17 protein-coding genes are annotated in these 24,093 nt (G+C 41.1%); 9 read left to right on the forward strand and 8 right to left on the reverse strand.

Features of this window, described 5'->3' with window-relative positions; translation table 11 throughout:
- Position 1 precedes the first annotated feature (1 nt).
- Genes rnr through M3O96_RS11810 form a run of 3 tightly spaced genes read left to right on the forward strand, consistent with a single transcriptional unit; the run spans position 2 to position 3,796 of the window.
- Positions 2-2,191 (forward strand): ribonuclease R, encoded by a 2,190-nt coding sequence (rnr, locus tag M3O96_RS11800; RefSeq protein WP_249720793.1) that lies wholly within the window; start codon positions 2-4, stop codon positions 2,189-2,191.
- On the forward strand, positions 2,166-3,152 hold the full coding sequence (locus tag M3O96_RS11805) for a polyprenyl synthetase family protein (RefSeq protein WP_249720794.1): 987 nt from the start codon (positions 2,166-2,168) through the stop codon (positions 3,150-3,152). Before rnr ends, M3O96_RS11805 begins: the two co-directional genes overlap by 26 nt.
- 14 nt (positions 3,153-3,166) lie before the next feature.
- Entirely contained in the window at positions 3,167-3,796 is a 630-nt protein-coding gene (locus M3O96_RS11810) for a rhomboid family intramembrane serine protease (RefSeq protein ID WP_249720795.1), read from the forward strand.
- Positions 3,797-3,971: 175 nt separating this feature from the next.
- Here the strand turns inward: M3O96_RS11810 and M3O96_RS11815 are convergent, their stop codons facing one another.
- Positions 3,972-4,283: an HPF/RaiA family ribosome-associated protein gene (locus tag M3O96_RS11815; protein ID WP_249720796.1), complete on the reverse strand. Its 312-nt coding sequence runs from the start codon at positions 4,281-4,283 to the stop codon at positions 3,972-3,974.
- Between the two features lie 590 nt (positions 4,284-4,873).
- Between M3O96_RS11815 and M3O96_RS11820 the strand changes: the two genes are divergently transcribed.
- From M3O96_RS11820 to M3O96_RS11835, 4 genes are read left to right on the forward strand one after another with little or no spacing between them, the layout of a single operon-like run.
- Complete coding sequence (locus M3O96_RS11820; protein WP_249720797.1) at positions 4,874-5,317, forward strand: DM13 domain-containing protein; 444 nt, start codon at positions 4,874-4,876, stop codon at positions 5,315-5,317.
- Positions 5,318-5,364: 47 nt separating this feature from the next.
- Entirely contained in the window at positions 5,365-6,234 is an 870-nt protein-coding gene (locus M3O96_RS11825) for a hypothetical protein (RefSeq protein ID WP_249720798.1), read from the forward strand.
- Entirely contained in the window at positions 6,231-6,893 is a 663-nt protein-coding gene (locus M3O96_RS11830; protein WP_249720799.1) for a Crp/Fnr family transcriptional regulator, read from the forward strand. Before M3O96_RS11825 ends, M3O96_RS11830 begins: the two co-directional genes overlap by 4 nt.
- Positions 6,894-6,904: 11 nt before the next feature.
- On the forward strand, positions 6,905-7,345 hold the full coding sequence (locus M3O96_RS11835; RefSeq protein ID WP_249720800.1) for a DM13 domain-containing protein: 441 nt from the start codon (positions 6,905-6,907) through the stop codon (positions 7,343-7,345).
- A gap of 483 nt (positions 7,346-7,828) precedes the next feature.
- On the opposite strand, the gene M3O96_RS11840 is transcribed toward M3O96_RS11835, so the two are convergent.
- The 7 genes from M3O96_RS11840 to rplU form a co-directional block, all read right to left on the reverse strand.
- Entirely contained in the window at positions 7,829-9,295 is a 1,467-nt protein-coding gene (locus tag M3O96_RS11840) for a sensor histidine kinase (RefSeq protein WP_249720801.1), read from the reverse strand.
- A gap of 29 nt (positions 9,296-9,324) precedes the next feature.
- Positions 9,325-10,023 (reverse strand): response regulator transcription factor, encoded by a 699-nt coding sequence (locus M3O96_RS11845; RefSeq protein WP_249720802.1) that lies wholly within the window; start codon positions 10,021-10,023, stop codon positions 9,325-9,327.
- Positions 10,024-10,161: 138 nt separating this feature from the next.
- On the reverse strand, positions 10,162-12,747 hold the full coding sequence (locus tag M3O96_RS11850; RefSeq protein WP_249720803.1) for a zinc-dependent metalloprotease: 2,586 nt from the start codon (positions 12,745-12,747) through the stop codon (positions 10,162-10,164).
- Positions 12,748-13,084: 337 nt separating this feature from the next.
- Positions 13,085-16,153, reverse strand: a complete 3,069-nt coding sequence (locus M3O96_RS11855; RefSeq protein WP_249720804.1) for a WD40/YVTN/BNR-like repeat-containing protein — start codon at positions 16,151-16,153, stop codon at positions 13,085-13,087.
- A gap of 95 nt (positions 16,154-16,248) precedes the next feature.
- Positions 16,249-18,975, reverse strand: coding sequence for an alpha/beta hydrolase family protein (locus M3O96_RS11860; protein WP_249720805.1), 2,727 nt, complete (start codon positions 18,973-18,975; stop codon positions 16,249-16,251).
- A gap of 215 nt (positions 18,976-19,190) precedes the next feature.
- Entirely contained in the window at positions 19,191-19,451 is a 261-nt protein-coding gene (rpmA, locus tag M3O96_RS11865) for a 50S ribosomal protein L27 (RefSeq protein ID WP_249720806.1), read from the reverse strand.
- Positions 19,452-19,483: 32 nt separating this feature from the next.
- Positions 19,484-19,795 carry a 50S ribosomal protein L21 gene (rplU, locus tag M3O96_RS11870; protein ID WP_113925275.1) on the reverse strand — a complete coding sequence of 104 codons (312 nt, stop codon included), beginning with the start codon at positions 19,793-19,795 and terminating at the stop codon, positions 19,484-19,486.
- A gap of 524 nt (positions 19,796-20,319) precedes the next feature.
- Here rplU and M3O96_RS11875 point away from each other — a divergent pair.
- A complete protein-coding gene (locus tag M3O96_RS11875) occupies positions 20,320-21,300 on the forward strand; it encodes a ribonucleotide-diphosphate reductase subunit beta (protein WP_249720807.1) in 981 nt (326 codons plus the stop codon).
- Between the two features lie 32 nt (positions 21,301-21,332).
- Positions 21,333-23,738 carry a ribonucleoside-diphosphate reductase subunit alpha gene (locus M3O96_RS11880; RefSeq protein ID WP_249720808.1) on the forward strand — a complete coding sequence of 802 codons (2,406 nt, stop codon included), beginning with the start codon at positions 21,333-21,335 and terminating at the stop codon, positions 23,736-23,738.
- The last annotated feature ends 355 nt before the right edge of the window (positions 23,739-24,093 follow it).

A 24,093-nucleotide genomic window follows, 5' to 3' on the forward strand; every position in this document is an offset into this window, starting at 1 on the left:
CATGGGAAGAAAATCAAATAATCAGGGCCAACAGGGCAGAAAAAGCGGAAAAGTGATCGATGCCGCCCAACTGGCCAAAAAAGTACTCAATTTTTTGGATAACAATTACGGCAAAGAATTCAATGCCAAACAGATTATCAAGAAACTTGAAATCCGGGACTCCATTGCCAAAGGCGGTGTAGAACCGATGTTACATAAACTCGCCGCAGCAGGCAACATCTCCAAATCACCGAGAAATTATTTTGCCTCGGTCAAAGAACCGGAATTCATTGAAGGGGAAGTGGATTTTGTCAATCCACGCTTTGCATTTATCAAACCCGATTCAAAACATGGATTAGAGGAAGATGTCTTGATCAAAGAAGCCGACCTCAAGCATGCACTTGACGGAGACAAGGTCAGAATCATGGTTTATCCTGTCAAAGGAAGCACCGGCAGGCTGGAGGGAAAAGTACTGGAAATTGTCAGCAGAAGCAGGGATGAGTTTGTCGGCAGGGTAGAAATATCCCCGAGATTCGCCTTTGTCGTGCCTGATTTCAAAAAGATGCATTATGACATTTTCGTCCACAGAGGTGACCTTGGCGGTGCTGAACATAACCAAAAGGTAGTTGTAAAACTCTCCGACTGGCGCGAGGACGACAAAAACCCAACCGGAAAAGTCACTCGAGTTCTCGGCAAAGCTGGAGAACATGAGGTTGAAATCCATTCTATCATGGCGGAGTTTGGCTTGCCATTCGAATACCCCCAAGAAGTCGAAGATGAAGCAAACCTGATCCCCGAGGAAATTTCACCTGAAGAAATCAAAAACCGCCGTGATATGCGGGACATTCCCACATTTACCATTGATCCGGCAGATGCCAAGGATTTTGATGATGCGATATCCTACAGGGTTTTGGACAATGGAAACCTTGAAATCGGTGTTCACATCGCTGATGTGACCCACTATGTCAAGCCAAAAACCAAATTGGAGAAAGAAGCTTATGAAAGGGCTACTTCAGTTTACTTGGTAGACAGGACTATCCCGATGTTACCGGAAAGACTTAGCAATGGACTTTGTTCGCTAAGACCCAACGAGGACAAACTGACATTCTCCTGTGTTTTTGAAATGGATGAAAATGCCGATGTTCTGAATACTTGGATAGGTAGGACAGTAACGCACTCCGACAGGCGATTTGCTTACGAAGAAGGTCAGGAAAACATCGACAAGCAGGAAGGCGATTTCTATCAGGAACTCACACTCTTGAATGGTCTCGCCAAAAAACTCCGGAAAAGAAGATTTGATAAAGGAGCAGTCAATTTTGAGACGGTTGAAGTCAAATTCAAACTCGATGAAAAAGGGAAACCACTTGGCCTTTTTGTTAAAGAGAGAAAGGACATCCACAAACTGATTGAGGAATTTATGCTGTTGGCCAATAGGACGGTGGCAGAATATGTCTTCAATAAAAACAAAGGAAAGGATACATTTGTCTATAGGATTCACGACCACCCGGATGTGGAGCGGTTGGAGACTTTTGCCAATTTTGCCAAAAAATTTGGCCATGAATTAAAGATCGGTGAAGGGACAAGGATCTCTATGGCGCTAAACAAACTGATGGAGGAAATTCTCGGGAAACCGGAACAAAATGTCCTCGAACAGCTTGCAATTAGAAGCATGGCCAAAGCCAAATATACAACAGAAGCAAAAGGCCACTTTGGCTTGGCATTCCAACATTATACCCACTTCACCTCCCCTATCCGGAGGTATCCGGATATGATGGTGCACCGCTTGTTGCAGCATTATCTTGATGGAGGCAAATCGCCTGAGGCAGAAACGTGGGAAGACAAATGTCTCCATTCATCCGAAAGGGAAAAAAGAGCTGCCGACTCAGAAAGAGCGTCAATCAAATACAAACAAGTGGAATTTATGTCCCTTGCTGAGGAAAAAGATTACGACGGTATCGTCACCGGTGTGACAGAGTGGGGAGTTTTTGTAGAAATCACCGAGACCAAATGTGAGGGGATGATCCGTGTTCAGGACATGAAGGACGATTATTACCAATTTGACGAAAAAAATATGCGTCTCATTGGGACAAGAAATAAAAAAATGATCACTTTGGGTGAAAAAGTAATGGTCCGCGTAGTGGCTACGGACATTGACAGAAGAACCATAGACCTGGAATTTGCAGATAATGAACCAAGAAATAAGCGTAGATAAAATCTTACAGGATTTAGAAAAACATATCCAAAGACATTCTTACGGAAAATCCCCTCACGAACTTTATGAGCCGATTTCGTACATCATGAGCTTGGGCGGAAAAAGAATCCGCCCTTTGCTTACACTGATGGCTTATTCACTGTATAAGCCCGACTACCAAAACATCATGAATCCCGCATCGGCGGTGGAGGTTTTTCACAACTTTACCCTGATGCATGACGATATCATGGATGATGCGCCCCTTCGCAGGGGAAAGGCAACTGTCCATGAAAAATGGAATGCCAATACGGCGATTCTTTCCGGTGATGTGATGTTGGTCAAAGCTTATGATATGTTATTGGACATTGAACCCAACAAATTTTGGGAATCCATCCGCTTGTTCAATCAGACAGCTGCCGAGGTTTGCGAAGGGCAACAGCATGACATGAATTTTGAATCTCAAAAAACTGTCTCAGAAGCTGCCTACATCGATATGATTAGGCAAAAGACAGCTGTTTTGCTTGGATTTGCACTTCAGTTTGGGGCCATCTTGGCAGATGCTTCGATCGAAGATGCTCAAAAACTATATGATTTTGGAGTCAATATCGGTATCGGTTTTCAGCTCAAAGATGATTTGCTAGACGTCTATGCCGACAAAGCCAAATTTGGTAAGCAGGTCGGTGGTGATATCATTTCCAACAAAAAGACTTTCCTGCTGATCAAAGCAAAGGAATTGGCTGGGGGAGATGCTAAAATCAAATTGGAGTCCTGGCTGGAGGCTAAGACTTTTAACAAAGAAGAAAAAGTAGCTGATGTCACGGCCATTTATGATTCCCTGGAGATCAAAAGCCTCACAGAAGCAAAAATGAAAGCTTACTTCGACAAGGGCTTTGAGCAATTTGCTTCTCTGGAAGTCCCTAACAAAGACATCTACAAATCCCTTCTTCAACTCACCCAAGACCTGGTGCACCGGGAAAAATAATCTGACATTACTTCATGGAATTATCCGCAACGGTCCTCATCATTGCTCTTACAGTCTTGACTTCATACTTAGCTTGGCAAAAGCCCAACCTGTTGGAAAGGTGGATGTTTACGCCCTACCAAATCCAAAAAAGGAACCAATGGGATCGGTTTGTTCTTTCTGGATTTATCCATAAAGATGGGACCCATTTGCTCTTCAATATGTTTACCTTCTATTTTTTTGGAAGGGTGGTGGAAAGTTTTCTTACCATTAAGTTTGGGCAAACGACCGGCATAGGATTGTATATTCTATTCTATCTCGGGGCGATAATCATCGCAGATATCCCGACCTATTTCAAGCATCGGGAGCATTCCTATTATCGGGCGCTTGGGGCATCCGGGGGAGTTGCTGCCACCGTATTTGGCAGCATTATTTTGATGCCGTTGTCAGATATCTGCTTGTTTGGTTTGCTTTGCCTTCCGGGTTTTGCGCTAGGTGTTCTGTTCTTGATTTACAGCATCGTCCAATCCAAAAAAGGGGGGGATGGAATCAACCACGATGCACACTTATATGGAGCACTTTTTGGAATAGTTTTTATCCTGATTGTTTCGCCACAAAGTGCATTGAATTTTATAGATCAATTAAAAAGCTTCAGGTTGTTTTAACCTGAAGCTTTTTTCCTTTTAATCCATTCAATTATAATTTTCCGGGATAACCATCATTCATTTTCAATCATTATATATGGATACCTTTGTATTTTTAAACTGCACCTAAATATCAATCAATATCCAATATCAAAAATCCAATTTGAATGGCATAAGGGATTAAACCAAATGAATCCTATTTATCCTTTTGAAGTTGTCTGATGTTTTTATCAGTAACACTCCTCATCATGGTATTCCACCTGTCTTTCCCTCTTTCCTCAGAAAAAACATCAGGACCTGGAACACCAACCCTCATACCTAGAATCCGCTCTGCTGATTTGCCTGTCCCCGAAATATTAAAGTAAAGATCAACTGCGATAATGTTATCTGTAAATCTGGATATTTTGTCAATGGATTTTCGGATCTGAGCTTGTAGACCTTCAGGTAAATCTACCTGAGGCGCCTGCACATCAATTTTGATTCCGTTATAATTTTCCGTGTAATTCATAATACAACTTTTTGAGTTTTTTATTAATTTGAAATTCTTTCTTGATAAATAAAGCTACAGTAAATTTTAATTTTTACCCAACCATATACCACGAACAACAGGAAAATTTTTGACATCGACTTGATTTTAAATAACATTGCTTAATGGCCTCACCTTAGTTTTTTGCCATTTGCCAAAATTATAGTCAATCATCAAGAAGTTTTGTCCTTTTCATCTAATGGCACTTTATGCTTGATTGAATGCTTCAGACATTGACTTCAAATAAAAGCAACATCCGCTCTTTGAATCATGGGTATAATAGCCTGTTAATTTCATCCAAAAAAATTTTAGCCGGTAACAAATCCAAATTTGAGTTTTCTACATATTACCTTTCCTTTTCATTATTCATTAGGAATTTCCGCTCATTTGGATAAAAAAAAACACCAATTAAGGACGAATCATTATAATTGGGTTTTGATCCTCTCAGCTTAAAGTTTTGCTCTATCCGGTCTCTCAGGCGGTACCTAGCTCAATTATAAAACCTTTACCATTCCGTGATTTTTTTGTGATAACTCATAGGCAATTTTGATCAAATCAAAATCAAACTTATTATGAGAAAAGCAATCCTATTTCTAGCAGTTGTCCTCTTTGCCGCATGTTCTGAAGACACAGATCCAGTTATCATCGATTCTGCCCTACCAAACGGCACTCTTTCAGTACAGCGTGCGGGAACATTCATAGATCAAAACGGTGCGGGAAGTGCGGGGACGGCTTCGATCGGGCCTGACACTCAAGGAACTGTATTTTTGGCATTCAACAATGCTTTCAAGACGGCTTTGGGAACAGGAACTGTAACCGTGTACCTGTCAGCATCTGATACTTTTACCCCTGATCCGGCAAATGGCAATCCCAATTTATTATTGGTAGGTCCTGTTAGAAATGCAGGGGAAAACTTCTTCAAGGTACCAACAGGAGCCGAAATAGGTAAGTATTCCCATGTAATCCTTTGGTGCGGATCGGTAGGGATTCCATTTGGAAATGCAAGGTTGCAATAATTACCCAACAGCATCCCGGAGCCACCGGGATGCATAACTCTACAACCATGAAAAATATAAAATTCATCCCGATTTTGGCATTGGTGTTTGTTGTCCAGGAAGTCAGTGGTCAGAGTGGATGGACAAAATCAAAAGGGGAAGGTTTTTTCCAAACCTCATTTTCGACATTTAATTCGAAAGATTATTTCACCCTTGATGGCGAAAAACTTGTTACCAACAGGTTTCACCAGCAAAGCATTGTCTTTTATGGTGAATATGGGGTAACGGACAAATTTACCATCATTACCAATCTGCCTTTGCAGAACTTCAATGGTTTTGAAACTACCGAAACTGTCTCAGGTCTTGGAGATCTCAGAGTGGAATTCAAACACTCCTTGCTGAAGAAATATTTTCCATTGGCCATCAGTGTCGCTCCCGAAATCCCGACAGGCAGGGCCAATAATTTTGCAAACAGTACGGTCAATGATTTTGAAAGAATCAACCTTCCGAGCGGGGACGGAGAATTCAACGTCTGGACTACATTGGCTACTTCGTTTGCATTGGGGGATTTCCCATTTTATGGATCTCTATTTGGGTCTTACAATTACAGGACACAATATGATGGGATTTCTTTCAGTGATCAGATTGCAGTTGGGGTGGAATTGGGCTATAAGATTGCGGATAAGGTGTGGGTCAATGTCCGGTTGAATGGACTGACCTCCGTTGACGAGATTACCGAAGTGACAGATTTTGTAAGGGGTGATGGCACAGAATACACCAGCTACAGCTTGGGTCTAAGTGCTCCGATCTATAAGGACTTCCACTTAAGTCTTACCTACCGCAATTTCAATGACTTCCTGTTCCAAAGAAAAAACATCTACTCAGGTGGAGTTTTTGGTTTTGGTGTCTTTTATAACCTCAAACCGCCTACAGAATGAATAACATCAATAAAATAACAGACTTTAAGCCAGGAATAAGCGTCTATCCCATTGGTTTGATGTTTCTGCCCTTCAAAAAACTGGGGAAATTCCAAACTTTGTACCATCAGGGAGATTTGGCAAACAAGCTTTTCATGGTCAAAAGTGGTGCTGTGAAGCTGTGTGAATTGTCTGAGGGTGGTGATCAGCTTGTTCATGACATCAAAACTGAAGGAGAAATATTCGGAGCATGGGAGGCCTTATTGCATCCTGACATGCATTTTAATAATTCTGCCATCGCGCTATCTGATGATACCGAAATCTATTTTATCAAGCTTTCCGAAATCAATTTTGACAATGTTCCCAATTCGATGGCAAATCTTTCAAGGCTCTTTTTGGAAGATCTTAAAAAATTGAATTTCCGGCACCAAAGGCTTTTAAACAATGATGCCGCATACCGCATCAAAGAAACACTCCTTAACCTGGCCCAAAGAGCAGGTCAAAAATTTGGAGATGAAACCCTACTAAAATTATGGCTCTCTCACGATGACATTGCAAAACTAGCTGATACCAGCCGGCAAACCGTGACAGCAGTCATGAATGACCTTAAAAACAAAAAGAAAATCATTTATTCAAGAGACCGGATTCTGTTCAGAAGCCTATCAAATTTTCACAATTAAACCAATTCAACATGAAAAATTTAAGTATGATTTTAGTTTTAATGACGGCTTTTCTGCTGTCCTGCGATAACATGTCAGAAGAAATTCCGATGGATGATCCAGTGCTGGTGACCGGACCTCTTGAAGTGCTCAAAAGCGGAACCTTATCAAACCAGAGCGGAGCGGGGACGAGGGGAACCGTTCAACTCGTAAAAGACCATGCGGGAAAGTTTTACATTTCCCTAAGTGACAACTTCACAACCAAGTTTTCCACAGGTACGGTCACTGTGTACCTGTCTACCTCTTCTTCATTGAGATTAAATGAAAGCGGAAGTTTCCAATTGTTAGGATTGGCAAATAGGCCGGGTGCGCATTTCTATGAACTTCAGGGCAGTAAAGACGATAAGTTTACACATGGTATTATCTGGTGCGGAGCTGCAGCCATTCCTTTTGGAAATGCTTTATTGGAATAACATTTTATGAGTATTCGCATGAATGCACGTAACAAAATTATCGATAAAGATTTTCTTGGGGCTTCAGGAAATCGGTCAATCAATTTTACAGCTACTTTTTTTCTTAGCAAAAAAAGTAGCCAAAAAAGCCAAGACGGCCTACCGCACAATCTGGCTATTAAAACTCACGTTTTAATCCCTTATCCGCGCGCATGGCCTGTGCCGGCCTCCCGAAACTTCGGGATCATTCCTCCCCACCTCAAACATATGGAGTTCAGTTTTAAAGTAGAAAATTTCGAAATTTGTCGGGGACATTCAACAATGAGGATGCACATATAACATTTTGTTTGGTCTATTTATAATAAAAAACGGGGGATGAAGATTCATCTCCCTTTTTTTTGTTTGTCTCAAGAAGGAATCTAAGACAAGCCAATTCATTTCAGCTTAAACAGGTTAGGTCCCAAATTTTGTAATTCACCCAGCCGCAAAAAAAGGACTTTACCATTAATTGGACTGCATTGGATCAAGTACAAAAACAAATTCGGTAAAAGTGGCAGAATCTGAAAAGACCTGGATGCTAGAATTGTGGACTTCTAAGATCTTTTTGACAATTGCCAAACCCAAACCTGAGCCTTCAATTCCTTTTTTATCTCTATCGACCATGTAATATCTTTCAAAAAGGGACCCCAGATCTTTTTGGGGTATTCCCGAACCGGTATTTTTGATACTTACACAGACTCTATAGGTGGTCTCGCAATAAAATGCTCTGAGGGTTATCTTTCCGTTTTCGGGAGCATATTTGACAGCGTTGTCAATGAGGTTTTGGATGACCCTGTCCAATAAGTAAAGGTCCGCTTTCACAACAGGAAGTGAAGGGGAAATGTCAGCGACAAGGTCTATTTTTTTGGCTTTGGCCAAAAGTTCAAACTTAAGGCAAGCGTCAAAAAGCAATTCCTGTATCCTAAAAGGCTCTAAATTTAACTGCATCTGACCGGATTCAAGTTTGGACAGCTCAAATAGATCTGCTACCAGTTTGGTAAGCCGGTCTGAGGAATCAGAGATGATTTTCAGGTATTGCTCCCTTTCAGCTTCAGTGATCTGATCACCCTTGATCATCATGGTTTCGACGTATCCGTTGATCACAGCCAAAGGATTGCGGAGATCATGGGATACATTGGCGATCAATTCTCGCCTTAGGCTGTCCACTTTTTTGAGTTCCTCCATATTATGAAGGATATTGTCTGCCATTTGGTTGAAAGTAGAGGCAAGTAAGGACAGTTCCGAGTTGGTTTTCATTTGGGGGATTCTTACCTGAAGTTCTCCATCCTTAAACTTACTTACCGTTCTGACGATTTCTCTAAGGTTTTTGGTAAGGAGCGCAGTCAGGATTAATCCTATCAATAAGGCAACAACCATGGTTACCAGAAATGATTCCAAAGTCAATTTGAGCCAATAGCTGCCCAATAGACCTGAGGCTACTTCTTCGAATTTTTCACTTGCCAAGGTGATATATACATACCCCAAAAGTCTGCCCTCTTCCATAACCGCAGTAGCAGAAAATATTGTCTGATAGCCATTTGACCTAGGATCATCTCCGAGAATAAACTTAGATCCTCGCGATTCGATAAATTCCTTTACAGGTTTGACATCTACCCTTTTGAGTTTGACCTTGGAATCCAATACCACATAGGAAAGGATCTCCCCTTCAGGATCCAGCAGAAATACTTCAATACTTGGATTCACAGCCATCATGGAATGCATGATTACACCCAAGGCCTCCTCGTTGACCTCTCCGTTTTTGAATGGTGGTGCTTCTTTGACCAGATACTCAGCCACTGAAGCGTTCAATTTTTGAGTGGTTTCCAGGAAATAGTTTTTGGAAGCATTGGTTGTGATCAGGATGTAGGCAAAGCCCACCACCATCATCACAAGGGTGAAAACCAAAGAAAATCTCCAAAATAAACTTTTCATACTATTATATTTTTATGGTCAAAAGGATTTTACCATTCGTCATTAAAGCGGTAGCCGATGCCCCAGGTTGTCAATATAAAGTTTGGATTATTGGCATCAATCTCGATTTTTGACCTCAGGCGGTTGATATGGGCATTGACGGTGTGCTCGTAGCCACTGAAGTCATATCCCCAGATCAGTTCCAAAAGCTCTGATCTGCTGTAACTCCTGCCGGGACTTTTGGCCAATAGCATCAGCAGGTCAAACTCTTTGGGAGTCAGGTCAATTCTCTTTTGGTTTAGCAAGACTTTTCTCCTTTTTTCATCTATTTCCAGATTTTCAAACCGAACTGCAGCCTCATTTTTATTGCTCAATAGGACAAACTGGTCCTGTCTTCTCATGATGGCTTTGACCCTGGCAATAAATTCCCTGATTTTGAAAGGTTTGGTGATGTAATCATCAGCACCCGATTCCAATCCCATCACTTTATCAATTTCTTCGGATTTGGCTGTGATCATCAGGATAGGTGTAAAATTATCCAATGCCCTGAGTTTTTGGCAGATGCTTATGCCGTCCATTTCGGGAAGCATGATGTCCAATATCATCAGGTCAAAGAAACCTGAGGAGGCAAGTTCATACCCCTGCCGGCCATTATTTGAAACCTGGATCTGATAGCCCAAGTCCTTGAGATGAATCTGAATGAGTTGGCTGATATTTGGATCATCCTCGACTACCAGTACCTTTTTCATATTTGGCATGTTGTATATACCAATAAAATTAAATCGAAATATTCACGAAAGTATCACGAAGGGAGATGAAGGTATTTAATGTCATAAAAAAACCTCAGACCTGATAGGCCTGAGGTTATTGAAACCATGTTTTGCTTTTTACTTCACATCTTCCAAGGTATTGCTGATGACCAATTTCAAGTGGTCTTTGTGTGCCTTTGAAGAGATGTTACCGGAGGAATTGTTCACTTTGGTTTTGACATAATTCAGATTATACAATGCGGCTGATTTGGCAAAGTTATTATACCTGTTGCTTTGAGGTCCGGTCAGCATCCCTTTCAGGGTGTTGACATATTCTATCTGCAGGTTTTGTCTGAAAGTGTTGACATTGCCATTGATGTCCGCATCGAAGATTGCCTTGGTCAAGTCATTCATGTAAGTGGCCATGTTGTATTCATTGCCATACAATTCTGAATCCACCATTCTCTGCAAAGTATTGGGATGGGTCATGTGGGCCAAGACACTTCTTTGGGAATTCAAAACCTGTTGGTGGATTTTTGGATCTTCCGGTCCGCCAAAGAAATTGAAGCCTCTTCTTTGTCTTGCAAGGTGGTTGATCAAATCTTCAGGAATCTGATAGGCATTTGGAGCCAACATGTACTTGCTGATCGCATCCAAGGCTCTTTTCTGATCCTTAACGCTTACAGGAGTGAAAGGCTGCGTGCCTCCATCCTGTCCCGCCATGGCACGGTCCACATAGACACCACCAACATATCGTGACATCACGCCGCCTGCAGTTGTATATGTACCCATAAGGACGCTGTATGCCTGAGTCAGTTCTTGGTACGATTGGCCTTCGGCGGAATATTTTTCTTTGATACCTTCCATGAGTTTTTTGGAAGTTTCCATCATGTGGATGGAATATCCAATCTGATCATTGGAAAGATCCCCGATCATGACTCTTGGATCGATGGCTTTGCCCGGAGCCCTCATATCATCTGCATCATTTCCAAAAATAAGTTCAGGCCTAGTGGAAAGTGCCAAAATCGCGTCCAACTCCCCTTGGGATTTGACAGGAGTATATCCTGCCTGTATCGCCCACACATCATAAGGACCGACAGTGGTAGAGAAATAATGACCTTGCGTGCTTTTGTCAGGAGAAATATTGATAGCCAAGTAATCCATCACAGAACCTGCTAGTGCTTTTCCTTCAATCACATTTTTATCAGCCAATTCTTTTGGAGAAAATAGCTGGGAAGCTTTCATGTTGTGGCTCAAACCAAGGGTATGCCCCACTTCGTGCATGAGCAATTCAGCCATGGCTTCTTTTTTCATTCCTTCCATTTCAAGGTCAGATGCACCGTGGGCTCTTAGAAAAGCCTGACCAAACATCATGTTGTTTTGAAGATGTGCGCCTACAAAACAGAAATGAGGCTGATTGCCATGGGAAGATTGATTTTCCAAAGCCGCTTCATCACCAAAAAGTTTGTCATACACCACCCTGTTGGTATGGTATACAAACTCCAACATGATGTCTGCTCCTAAAATCTGCCCTGTTCGGGGATTGACGAAACTTGGTCCATAACCACCAAAGGGAGGGTTTGGAGAGCTTGTCCATCTCAATACATTGTAGCGGATATCTCCGGCATCCCAATCTGCATCATCAGGTTGGATTTTGACCTGAACAGCATTTTTAAATCCGGCTTTCTCAAAGGCTTTGTTCCATTCCAAGACTGCATCCATGATGGTTCCTCTCCATTCTGTAGGGGTAGAGTTTTCGATCCAAAATACAATTGGGTCTACAGGTTCAGAAATAGCTGCATCGGGATCTTTCTTTCTCAAATCCCATCTGTGAACCAAATCCCGGAAGGGAGTTGCGCTGGCAGTGGTCATGTCGGTCACTTCAGTCGCGAAAAATCCGACTCTCGGATCATCAAATCTTGGTTCATAGCCATTGTCCGGCAACTCGATCAAGCTATGGAAAACCTTGATGCTGACATTTCTTCCGTCAGTTACGGCAGAAGATCCACCGTTCAGAACTGAAGGGTTGTTGTACACATATTCTACTGCGAGGTCTGTGTTTTTCTCATAACTTCTGATGGCGAGTACTTTTGTTTTCTCACTGTCAAGGTTGCCTAACCTGAATGCCATTGGAGATTCGCCCGGGAAAGGTGGGTTTTTGATCTGTGAAAATGTTTCTTTCAAAAACAGGTTGTCTGCTTTGATAAGAATTGATCCTTTATCCGTGTCTTCAGCTTCGATTTTAGCACTTGCCATGATTGCTTGGCTGATGTTGGCATCGGCTGATCTGCTCAGGGGATTTTCAGGATCGAAATAATGCGACACATTTTGTTTCACAAATTCAACTCTGTTGAAATACCTGACGATCTTAAAGATGTTGTTTTCTCCATAAGCACCTCTAAAAGTTCCGGCATCAGTGACACCATCTCCAATCTGGGCAAAATAGATAAACTCTTTGCCCAACTGCTCTTTGCTGACTTCCATTCTCAGTTCTCCGCTGACGGTATCCTGATAGAAAGTGAATAGGCCTTCAAACTTGGTGTTGCCTTTGGTCAGGTCAGCGATGGTTTTTTTCTCAGGTTTTTTTTCCGGAGCAGGAGCTGTGACTGCAGGCGCATCGGATTTCTTTTTCTTTTTTTGTGCCAAAGCCTCATTCATAGGCATGGCCACAGCCACCATCACCATCGTCATGGCGAGGAGTAAATTTCTTTTCAGTTTAAACATAGAGTTCTCAATAATTAGGTGGTAGAAATAGTTATTTGGGACTGGAAAATAATGGGTGGTAATGTACAAATTCTTTTGAAGTCCTTAAAATCTCAAAATGTTTCAGGGAAAAGTTAAGAATAATTAACAAAAAAATCCCTGCCGAAGAACTCAGCAGGGATTTTAGATTTGAATTCCAATCTCAATTTTTATTTAAAAATGCGCAATCATGCTAATAAAAATGATCAAACAGTTAAATCATGACAAGAGACCGAAATGTCCGGAACATCCTACTTCCGACTTCCGTCCTCCATGCAAAGAAATATTGGGTTCCCGGCAAAGAAACGCTTAACCATCTCTATTTCTTCTCTATTTCTGCTTTCAATTCCTCGATATTCAGAACTTTGGAAATCTGGGTTTTTTCAATTTCCTTGAATTTTGTCAATTGGATATTGATCAGGTTAGTGATTTCGGTCCGCACTTCTTCGGCGCCATCGGTCGGTCGGTAATCTCCCGTTCCGGCCACAGAATTCAAATGTGCCAACTTATTGTTCAACCTGATCGGGAAGTTCAGTGGATCTTGTCCGCTTTGGTTTTGGGTTTGGTACAATTCTTTTTCTATGTCCGTAATACCCTGGATGATGGGATCAATCCTTCTTTTCTTTTTGGGATCTTTTTCCACCAAAGCATTGAGCTCGTCTCTGTATTTTCTGATGATGATAATGGTTTCATGGGTTTCGGTCAGCTTGTCCCTGACATTCAGAAGGAAATCATATTGTGCCAAAAGGTCCTCCTGCGTGGATTCATACCTCGGGTCCGCCAAAACCTTGAATGTATGTTCCTCAGCCTTGCCATCCACTATCAATCTGACGATATAGTCTCCAGGAACAACCTTTGGGCCACGAAGCGGGCCTGACCACATGATCATTCCCTCAAAACTTTTGGCATCAGGGATACGCAGATTCCAATTGATTTCATTCGAACCGGTTTTGTACTTCAAAGTATCTTTTTCAATTCCCTTGGAAGAATATTCCTTGAGTAGTTTCCTTTTGCTGTCATAAAACTCCACCCGAACTTCCTCTTTGGGTTCGTCCTTGAGGTGATAATAGACCAATACGCCCCCGGGCCTGTTGGTGCCTTCTGTTTTTGATTCGCGTTTTACCCCGTCCATCCTGTATGAATCCTGCGGCTTGAACAAGTGAGATGGCTTCGCACCAATTTCATTTGACATTTGATGCAGGACAGTCAGGTCATCGACAATCCAAAAACTCCTGCCTTGGGTGGCGGCGATCAAATTATTATCCTTGATGGTCAAATCTGTGATGGGCACGATGGGCAGGTTGAGCTGAAAAGGTTTCCAATCCGCACCGTCATTGAAAGAGATGTACATTCCGGTCTCTGTGCCGGCATATAGAATGCCTTTTTTGGAGGGATCAGCCCTAATGACCCTGGTGAAATGCTGTCCGTCAATACCATTGGTAATTTTGGTCCAGGATTTACCGTAATCAGAGGTCTTGTACAAGTAAGGTGCAAAATCACCGTTTTTATAGCCTGTTGCTGCAAAGTATAATCCACCTTCCTCAAAAGGATGTCCCTCGGTGCTGTTGATTTGGATCCATTCAGGAAGGCCTTTTGGAGTTACATTTTCCCAAGTCTTTCCGTTGTCCTTGGACACATGGACCAATCCATCATCAGATCCTGCCCAAAGCACTCCTTTTTTCAGGGGTGATTCGGACGCCGTAAAAATGGTGCTGTAGTATTCCACTGAGGTATTGTCCTTGGTAATCGGACCGCCGGAGGGGCCTAATTTTTCTTTTGCATTTCTCGTCAAATCCGGGCTGAAAGTCTCCCAAGATTGTCCGCCATCTGTTGACCTGTGAAATTGATTAGAAGTCGTGTAAAGGACTTTCGGGTCATGAAGGGAAAAGAAAATAGGAAAATTCCATTGGAAGCGGTACTTCATATCTTCCGCACCATGCCCCATAGGATTGTTTGGGTATACATTGACCGTTCTGGAGGTTTTTGTTCTATGATTTTCTCTAGTCAAATAACCTCCATACGATCCACCATACACGATGTCGCTGTCATTCGGATCAGGTGCTATCCACCCACTTTCTCCACCCGCTGTAGGTTCCCAGTCATCTTCAGTAATCCCTCTTCCATCATTTCGGTGACTGATGCGCAGTGTTGAATTATCCTGCTGCGCACCGTAGATTCTGTATGGGAAATGATTATCCGTAGTTACCCTGTAAAATTGGGAAGTCGGCTGATTCATATAAGTCGTCCAAGAAGCTCCACCATCGAAAGAAACCTGGGCACCGCCATCATCAGCGATGATCATCCTTTGGTTATCTTTTGGATCAATCCACAGGTCATGATGGTCCCCGTGAGGTGCATCATAATTTTTGAATGTCTTGCCTCCGTCGGTAGATTTATGGTAATCGACATTCAGGACATACACTGTACTGTCACTTTGCGTATCGGCATAAAGTCTGGTGTAGTACCAGGCTCTTTGTCTGAGATTTCTGTCTTCATTGGTCTTTTCCCAAGTCGTCCCGCCATCATCTGACCTGAACAATCCGCCTTTTAGGTTTTCGACCATGGCCCAGATCCGGTTTGAGTTGACCGGTGAAATGGTGACTCCGATGATTCCCAATGTACCTTCAGGCAATCCTTTGTTGGTAGAAATTTCGGTCCAATTTTCACCGCCATCTGTACTCTTAAACATTTTGGATCCGGGACCACCACTCTCTAAGCTATAGGGTGTTCTTTTCAATTCCCAAGTGGTAGCAAACATGATATCCGGATTTTTTGGATCCATCACCAAATCCACGGCTCCTGACGTAGGATTTACAAAAAGTTTTCTGTTCCAGGTTTTCCCTCCGTCAATAGATTTGTACACCCCTCTTATCTCTGTTGGTTTGAATATGTCACCCATCACAGCCGCAAGGACAATATCCGGATTGGTAGGATGGATTCTGATTCGAGATACAAAGCGGGATTCTTCCATTCCCAGACTTGCCCAAGTCTTTCCGGCGTCGGCACTTTTCCAAAAGCCATAACCATAGGAAACATTGCCCCTGACGGTCTTTTCTCCACCACCGACATAGATGATATTGGGATCAGAATCTGCCACAGCAACTGCCCCAATAGAACCGCCGAAATACCCGTCGGAAATATTTCCCCAGGTTTTTCCTCCGTCGGTGGTTTTCCATACCCCACCACCTGTAGCGCCAAAGTAAAAGGTATTCCTCTCGGAAGCTACTCCTGCCACCGTAGCTGATCGTCCGCCACGGTGAGGTCCTAAATTTCGCCATTGAATGGCTTCGTAGATTTTTTCATCATACTGCTGTGATTGGACTTGATGTCCAAATCCTATCCCAAGTAGGAGGAATACAGATAAAGCAAAATGTAATATTCTTTTCATATTGATATAATGGTTGTCATTGGAAATATAAGATTGAATAAAGGTGACAGAATTTTGGCATGCATATTCATAAGGAAGTCTCAATTTGTTCCTTGTTATTTTACCTTATCATAAAGTTTATTTAAATGGGGAACTCCATTTTCCATCCATTCCGGTGCAGGCAAATTCATCAGGTAATGATCAAAATAAGCTTTCATTCTCACCTGAAAGTCCTTTTGATTGGCTTCATTAGAAAGATGGTGACCTTCATTGGGATATGAAAGAAATATCACCTCTTTCCCCATTCTTCTTGCTGCATTATAAAGTTCCAAGCCTTGTCCCCAATCCACAGCTCCATCTTTTGTACCATGCAAGATCAAAAAAGGAGTTTTGATATTGGGAATATGGCGCATAGGATTTTCCCGGTTATAATCTTCCCTATGTGTCCAAGGCGTAACTCCCCGACCCATTCTTACCTGACCTATTTCCATAATCCCATGATGAACCGTCCCCGAACTTCCATATATGTTATTATAGAAGCTTTCAAGATTGGTCGGCGGAGCACCTGTGACGATACACTTGAACATGTCAGTTTGGGTAAGAATAAAAGAAGTCTGGTAACCACCCCAACTATGTCCCTGAAGACCTATATTGTTTTTGTCAGCATAACCCAATTCAATTAATTTTTTGGCGGCTGAAGTTACTGCATCCAAGGAACTTGTTCCGGGTTTACCCTCTTCAAATATAATATCAGGCATGAAAACCATATAACCATTGCTTGCATACGTAGAAAAATGAGGTCTGTCATCATATACAGGCATGGAATAAGCATGGTGACGGTCAGACATTTTTTCATAAAAATACATAATGGTAGGATACTGTTGCCCTTCGATATAACCCGCAGGCATTGTCAGCGTCCCTTGCAAACGTTGACCTTTACTATTGGTGAAATCAACCAATTTTCTACGACCCCAAGCATACTCTCCTTGTTGGGGATTTGCGTCAGTGATTTTTTGGATATTTCCAAATTTTGAATCTGAGGTGAAAAAGTCAGGAAACTCTTCGAAGGTTTGTTTGGTGAAATACAATTTTTCAGCCTTTTCCGGCTTTTGCAATGAACCTATCATCGCATCTACATAGAAAAGAGGTGCCGGATTTCCGCCCAATTTAAGTTCGTAATAGCCATTTTTCTTGGTCCATTCCCCGTAGGCTTCCAATAATATTGGTTTTTTGGTATCTATCCAGTCTTCTTCTTTATCCAATTTAAAGTGCCTGAACCTGATTTCCTCTTTGTCACCTATCTTGGTAATATTTTCAGCTTTGCTTCCGTCCAAGGCCAACATCCAAAGGTCAAATTTATGGTTCAAAATGACATTCTTCCCGTCTTTTGTCCAACCTGCAACTCCATAAGGGGGTTTTTCATGGGGATAAGGATGTTCCAAATCCATGAATTTTATATTGGCTTTTGATGAAACATTAATCTTGGTGTTGGTTTCAAGATTGTAAGCAATAATTGAGGTATCTTTTTGGTACAGGTAGTATTTCCCGTCCGGAGATTGTTGCAATGGCCTATTTACCAATTTTTCAACCAAAATACGCTCCCCATTTTTGACATTTACTCTATACATATCTGCCGGCGACACTCCCCAATTGATGTCACTGATATAGGGTTTTTCGTCTAGTCCTATTTTAAACATATTGTGTCCTGAGGACAAAACTGTTTTTAAACCATCGTCTGAAAGCCTGACAAATTTGTTTTGCCCAAAAAGATAAATAGAGGAAAATGTTGCGTTCCGGTCTCTGTTTGCACGTACTATTTGCACTGATTGGATATAGCTGTCTTTCCAATGCCATACATCCACATTTGGAATGGTGTCTTTATCCGCCTTGAATTTGATTTCTTGCTCCTTGATCCCAAACCAAACTGAACTTCCATCCTGCAAAAAACGCAGATTAGATTTTTCGCTAATGACAAATTGCTTTGGGAAATCGGGATTTTCAGAATTTAGGGTTTGAATTACCGGCTTGCCATCGATTTCAGAAACTAGAAGCAACTCATTCACCTGCTGCTCTAATGAGTCAATTTTTTCTCCTTTCAAAACAGCAAACCGATTGCCCTTGCTTGACCACTCCTTCTTTTTACTTTCTTTATCATCCCAGACCAGCCCCAGATAGGATTTTTGATCAGAATCTAGGACGTTAGTAGACATGGTGGTTAAGTTCATTAAATAAATACCGTTTCCTATCTTGTCCTTAGCATCTACTATGTACGCCAAGTGGGAAGACTTTTTATTCAATGCAAATTCTGAAACATTCCCTATCACAAAAGATTTGCCCTCCGTAGTAATGTAAACCACTAAATCTGATCCTTTATGGGACTCTTTATCTCCCTCTTCCTTTTGACGGTGAACCAACCAGTATTTTTCGTCGGATGAAAAATCCATGGAATTGGCAGATTCAACCTCAAATGAATCACCTCCAATGAGAGATTGTAAATATGCTTTTTGAAGAATAGGTTTTTTCCCCTTTTTGAGTTTTTCAGTCTCAGCCTTATTGGGTTTGGTAAAATAGGAGAAGAAATTACTATTTTCTGAAAAACTCGGATTCAATCCAAATGGAATCCGTTTTAGAATTCCATCAGTCAGGGATTTGAGGTGGAGTGTATCGTCTCCACCGTTAGGTCTCAGTGCATAAGCAAACCACTTACCATCGGAAGAAGGAGTGGCCGTGACAATTCTGGTCCACCTTGCATAATCTTTAATTTCCAAAGGTTTGTTTTGGCCAATGGCTTGATTTGAATATATCAAAAACAAAATCAGAATTTGTATCTGGAGAGATTTCATGGATATAATTTTATTGAGTTCATCAGCTATGAAGTTCAACTGCTGATTTCACAATTAAAAATCTTTTTACATGACAGGCAGTTGAATGGAAAATCAAAAAAAAAGCTAACGGCTACCTTCCCAATTATTCTAATTCCAAAAATTTACTTAGGGTAGTAAAACAGAAAAGGCCTCCCGATGATGGGAGGCCTTTTTTGATTTAATGGAAGTAAATGTTATGCTTCAGCAGGAACAACAGTGACGTAAGATTTACCGTCAAATTTCCTTTTGAATGCTACTTTTCCCGGTACAAGCGCAAACAAAGTATGGTCTTTACCAATACCTACGTTTTCACCTGGATGATGCTTTGTACCTCTTTGTCTGATGATGATGTTTCCAGCGATTACTGCCTCTCCACCAAATTTCTTCACACCAAGTCTTTTGCTGTGTGATTCTCTACCATTTCTGGAACTACCGACGCCTTTCTTGTGAGCCATGATTTTATACGTTTAGGACTTCTTGCGAAATCTTATAATGAAATGCTTTCAATCAATACTTTTGTAAAGTCTTGTCTATGACCATTTTTCTTCTTGTAACCTTTTCTCCTCTTCTTTTTGAAGACGATTACTTTGTTACCTTTTACATGATCAAGAATTTTTCCTGATACCATGGCCCCTGCAATGGTGGGTGCCCCAATTGATACGATACCATCAGCCTCAGCCAATAATACCTGATCAAATTCCACGGAAGCGCCAGCCTCGCCCTGCAACAATGGTGCATAAACGTGCTGATCTTTAGTTACTTTGAACTGCTTTCCTGCGATGTTGACAATTGCGTACATAAATTGATTTTAATTGCTTTAGGAAATCGAGGTGCAAATATAAAAATTCTTTCATTAAGAAAAAAGTATGCCCAAGAATTCCTCATTATTCTTGCTTAGACAGTTTGAGATGTAGTCTCGATTTCAAAATATATACGCTTTTACTTTTTATTTCAGACATATTATTCGGGTATATTATAATATTTTGACTTTTGTTCAAAAATCTTCTTAAAAATAGGTCGAATAAAAAATTTTGGCCATGCTAAAAAAAGTTTTGGTGGCCTATACGGCGATAATTGATTAAAGTTAATATTTATATTATTGTATATAATACATTGATTAAATGCATATTATATATTTATTGACTTTTATTCAAAAAACGAAAGAATTAGACTCGATAAGGGTTTTATTTTTGGAATTTGTTCATCATATTTGTTGGAGGCTGTTCCAAAGAAACGGCCTTTTCTTTCCAGCACGAATTAGAAAAAATAATATAGCCTTCTCCTTTCAAAAACAGAAGACTAACCTCAAAAAATTTAAGAGTAATGCAACATTTTGAACCAATTCTCCAAGAGAACAAAAACCGATTCGTTTTATTTCCCATCCAGCATGATGATATCTGGCAGTACTATAAAAAAGCCGAGGCAAGCTTTTGGACTGCAGAAGAAATTGACCTGAGTCAAGATCTAAAAGACTGGAAAAACCTAAATGATGGTGAAAGGCATTTTATATCTCATGTATTGGCATTCTTCGCTGCAAGTGATGGCATAGTGAATGAAAACCTTGCTGAGCATTTTGTGTCTGAAGTTCAGTATACTGAGGCGAAATTTTTCTATGGATTCCAGATTGCAATGGAGAACATCCACTCCGAAACCTACAGTTTATTGATTGATACTTACATTAAAGATAACGTCGAAAGAGACAGGCTACTCAATGCCATAGAGCATATCGATTGCGTCAGGAAGAAAGCAGAATGGGCATTGAGGTGGATTGACAATGGTAATTTTCAAGAAAGGTTGATTGCTTTTGCTGCTGTAGAAGGTATATTTTTCTCCGGATCATTCTGTTCCATATTCTGGATGAAGAAGAGAGGATTGATGCCGGGACTAACATTCTCTAATGAACTGATTTCAAGAGATGAGGGATTGCATTGCGATTTTGCCTGCCATTTATATACGGAGCATGTGGTCAATCATTTACCAAAAGAAACAGTATCAAGGATTATCCAAGACGCTGTAAATATTGAAAAAGAGTTTGTTACAGATGCATTACCGGTAAAATTAATCGGTATGAATTCTGATTTGATGTGCCAATATATTGAGTTTGTAGCGGACAGGTTACTTTCGGAGCTTGGCTGTGCCAAAGTTTGGAACAGTACCAATCCATTTGACTTTATGGACATGATTTCCCTTCAGGGCAAAACCAACTTCTTTGAAAAAAGGGTTGGGGATTACCAAAAGGCCGGGGTGATGAAGTCCAAAGAACTGGTCGAATCACCTAAGTTCTCCATTGGAGAGGATTTCTAATTTATTTCACCACCAACCCAAATCCACTTGTCATGTTAGTAATAAAAAGAGATGGCCGTCGCGAATCAGTACGGTTTGACAAAATAACCGCCAGGATTGAAAACCTTTGTTATGGCTTGGATATCAATTATGTCCATCCTATAGAAGTTGCAAAAAAGGTAATTGATGGCCTTTATGACGGAGTCACCACAACAGAACTTGATAACCTTGCTGCTGAAGTTTCGGCATCTTTAACTGTTAAGCACCCTGATTATGCGATTTTAGCTGCCCGGATAGCCATATCAAATCTACAGAAAACTACCTCCCAGTCTTTTTCAAATACGATGAAAAGACTGTACACCTATGTCAATCCAAAGACGGGAGAAAATGCTGCATTGATCGCTCCAGATGTATATGGCGTGGTAAAAAACCATGCTGCAATGCTTGATGAAGCGATTGATTACAACAGAGACTTTGACTATGATTATTTCGGATTTAAGACTTTAGAAAAAAGTTATTTGATCCGCTTGGATAATAAAGTTGTGGAAAGACCCCAACACATGCTCATGAGGGTTGCTGTAGGGATTCACAAAGAAGACGTTGATGCAGCGATAGAGACCTATCACCTGCTTTCCCAAAAGTGGTTTACACATGCCACTCCGACACTTTTCAACGCAGGAACACCAAAGCCACAGCTTTCTTCTTGTTTCTTACTGACAATGAAGGATGACAGCATTGATGGAATCTACGATACTCTGAAGCAATGTGCAAAAATCTCACAATCAGCAGGGGGTATTGGTCTTTCAATTCATAATGTTAGAGCTAAAGGCAGTTACATCCGAGGTACAAATGGTGTTTCTAATGGTATTGTTCCCATGTTGAGAAACTTTGACATGACGGCTAGATACGTCGATCAAGGCGGTGGAAAGAGAAAAGGAAGCTTTGCCATTTACCTTGAACCTTGGCACGCAGATGTGAAGGATTTCTTGGAACTGAAAAGAAATCATGGTAAGGAGGAAATGAGAGCGAGAGATCTTTTCTATGCCATGTGGATTCCGGATCTATTTATGAGACGTGTGGAAGAAAATGAAGAATGGTCTCTTTTCTGTCCAAATGAAGCACCTGGTTTAGCGGATTGCCACAGTGAAGAGTTTGAAAGGCTTTACGAAAAATATGAAAGAGAAGGAAGAGCAAGGGAAGTCGTAAAAGCCCAAGAGCTTTGGTTTGAGATTTTGGAATCTCAGATCGAGACAGGGACTCCATACATGTTGTATAAGGATTCTGCCAACAAAAAATCTAATCAGCAAAATCTTGGAACGATCAAATCTTCCAATCTTTGCACAGAAATACTTGAGTATACTGCACCTGATGAAGTTGCTGTCTGTAACCTCGCATCCATTGCACTTCCAAAATATGTAACCACTGGTCCTGATGGTAAAAAATTCTTTGACCATCAGAAGTTGTATGAAATCACGAAAGTTGCGACCAGAAACCTGAATAAAGTAATTGATGTCAATTACTATCCGGTTGAGGAAGCAAAGAGATCAAACTTCCGACACAGACCTATCGGGCTTGGAGTTCAAGGTTTGGCAGATGCCTTTATCATGCTGAGAATGCCGTTTGAATCTGCGGAAGCAAAAGGGCTTAATGAAGATATCTTCGAAACCATTTACTTTGCCGCCATGGAAACATCTATGGAATTGGCAAAAGTCCATGGCCCTTATGAAACCTATGAAGGATCGCCTGCCTCCAAAGGAATATTCCAGTTTGATATGTGGGGTGTAACTCCAAGGTCCGGTAGATGGAATTGGAATTCACTGAAGGAGCAAGTAGTAAAGCATGGTGTGAGAAATTCCTTATTGGTGGCCCCAATGCCTACTGCCTCTACTTCTCAAATCCTAGGTAACAATGAATGCTTTGAGCCATATACTTCCAATATTTATACTAGAAGGACTCTGTCAGGAGAATTCATCATCGCTAACAAACATTTGATGAAAGATTTGATTAGCCTTGGCCTTTGGAATGACAATATGAAGAACAGGTTGATTGCGGCGAACGGATCTGTTCAGAAGCTTCCGGGTGTTCCTCAAAACATCAAAGATCTTTATAAAACAGTCTGGGAAATTTCTCAAAAAATCATCATAGACATGGCTGCAGATCGGGGTGCATATATCTGTCAATCACAAAGTATGAATGTATTCATGCAGGATCCAAACTTTGGTAAATTGACTTCAATGCACTTCTACGCTTGGAAAAAAGGTCTTAAGACAGGGATGTATTATCTAAGATCTCAGGCTGCTACTGCAGCGATCCAGTTTACAGTTGATAAAGGAGCCTTGGAACCTGAGAAAACCGTCATCGCATCTACACCTACAATGGACCTGACCAAAGGGCAGAAGCAAGGCGCTATTGCATGTTCACTTGATAATCCTGATGATTGCGATATGTGTGGAAGTTAAAAGGTAAAAATTTAGAGTAATTTATATAAATCCAAAAGCGTCTGATATTATCAGGCGCTTTTTTTATGCTTTAGGAATAATAAACCAAGTGGGCTATTTTTTTGTAATCTTTGTCTTTGTTGTTTAACAATAAGAGTTGAATAACAGAAGCTTCTAATAATATCACTACAGTAAATTCATCCAATTTGAGTTTTGACGATTCTCCCCGATAATTCCATTAGAATTGGAAATATCGATTCAATTCTTTGTAATCGTTCAATTTCTTAATAACCCTTATCTCCTTTTTGTCCCCTTTGTTTCTTTGTGGTCAGCTAATTTCTGTGAATGGTAAGGAGTGTGGACAGCCCTAAACGCG

Source organism: Aquiflexum sp. TKW24L, from assembly GCF_023502205.1.
Taxonomy (GTDB): domain Bacteria; phylum Bacteroidota; class Bacteroidia; order Cytophagales; family Cyclobacteriaceae; genus Cognataquiflexum.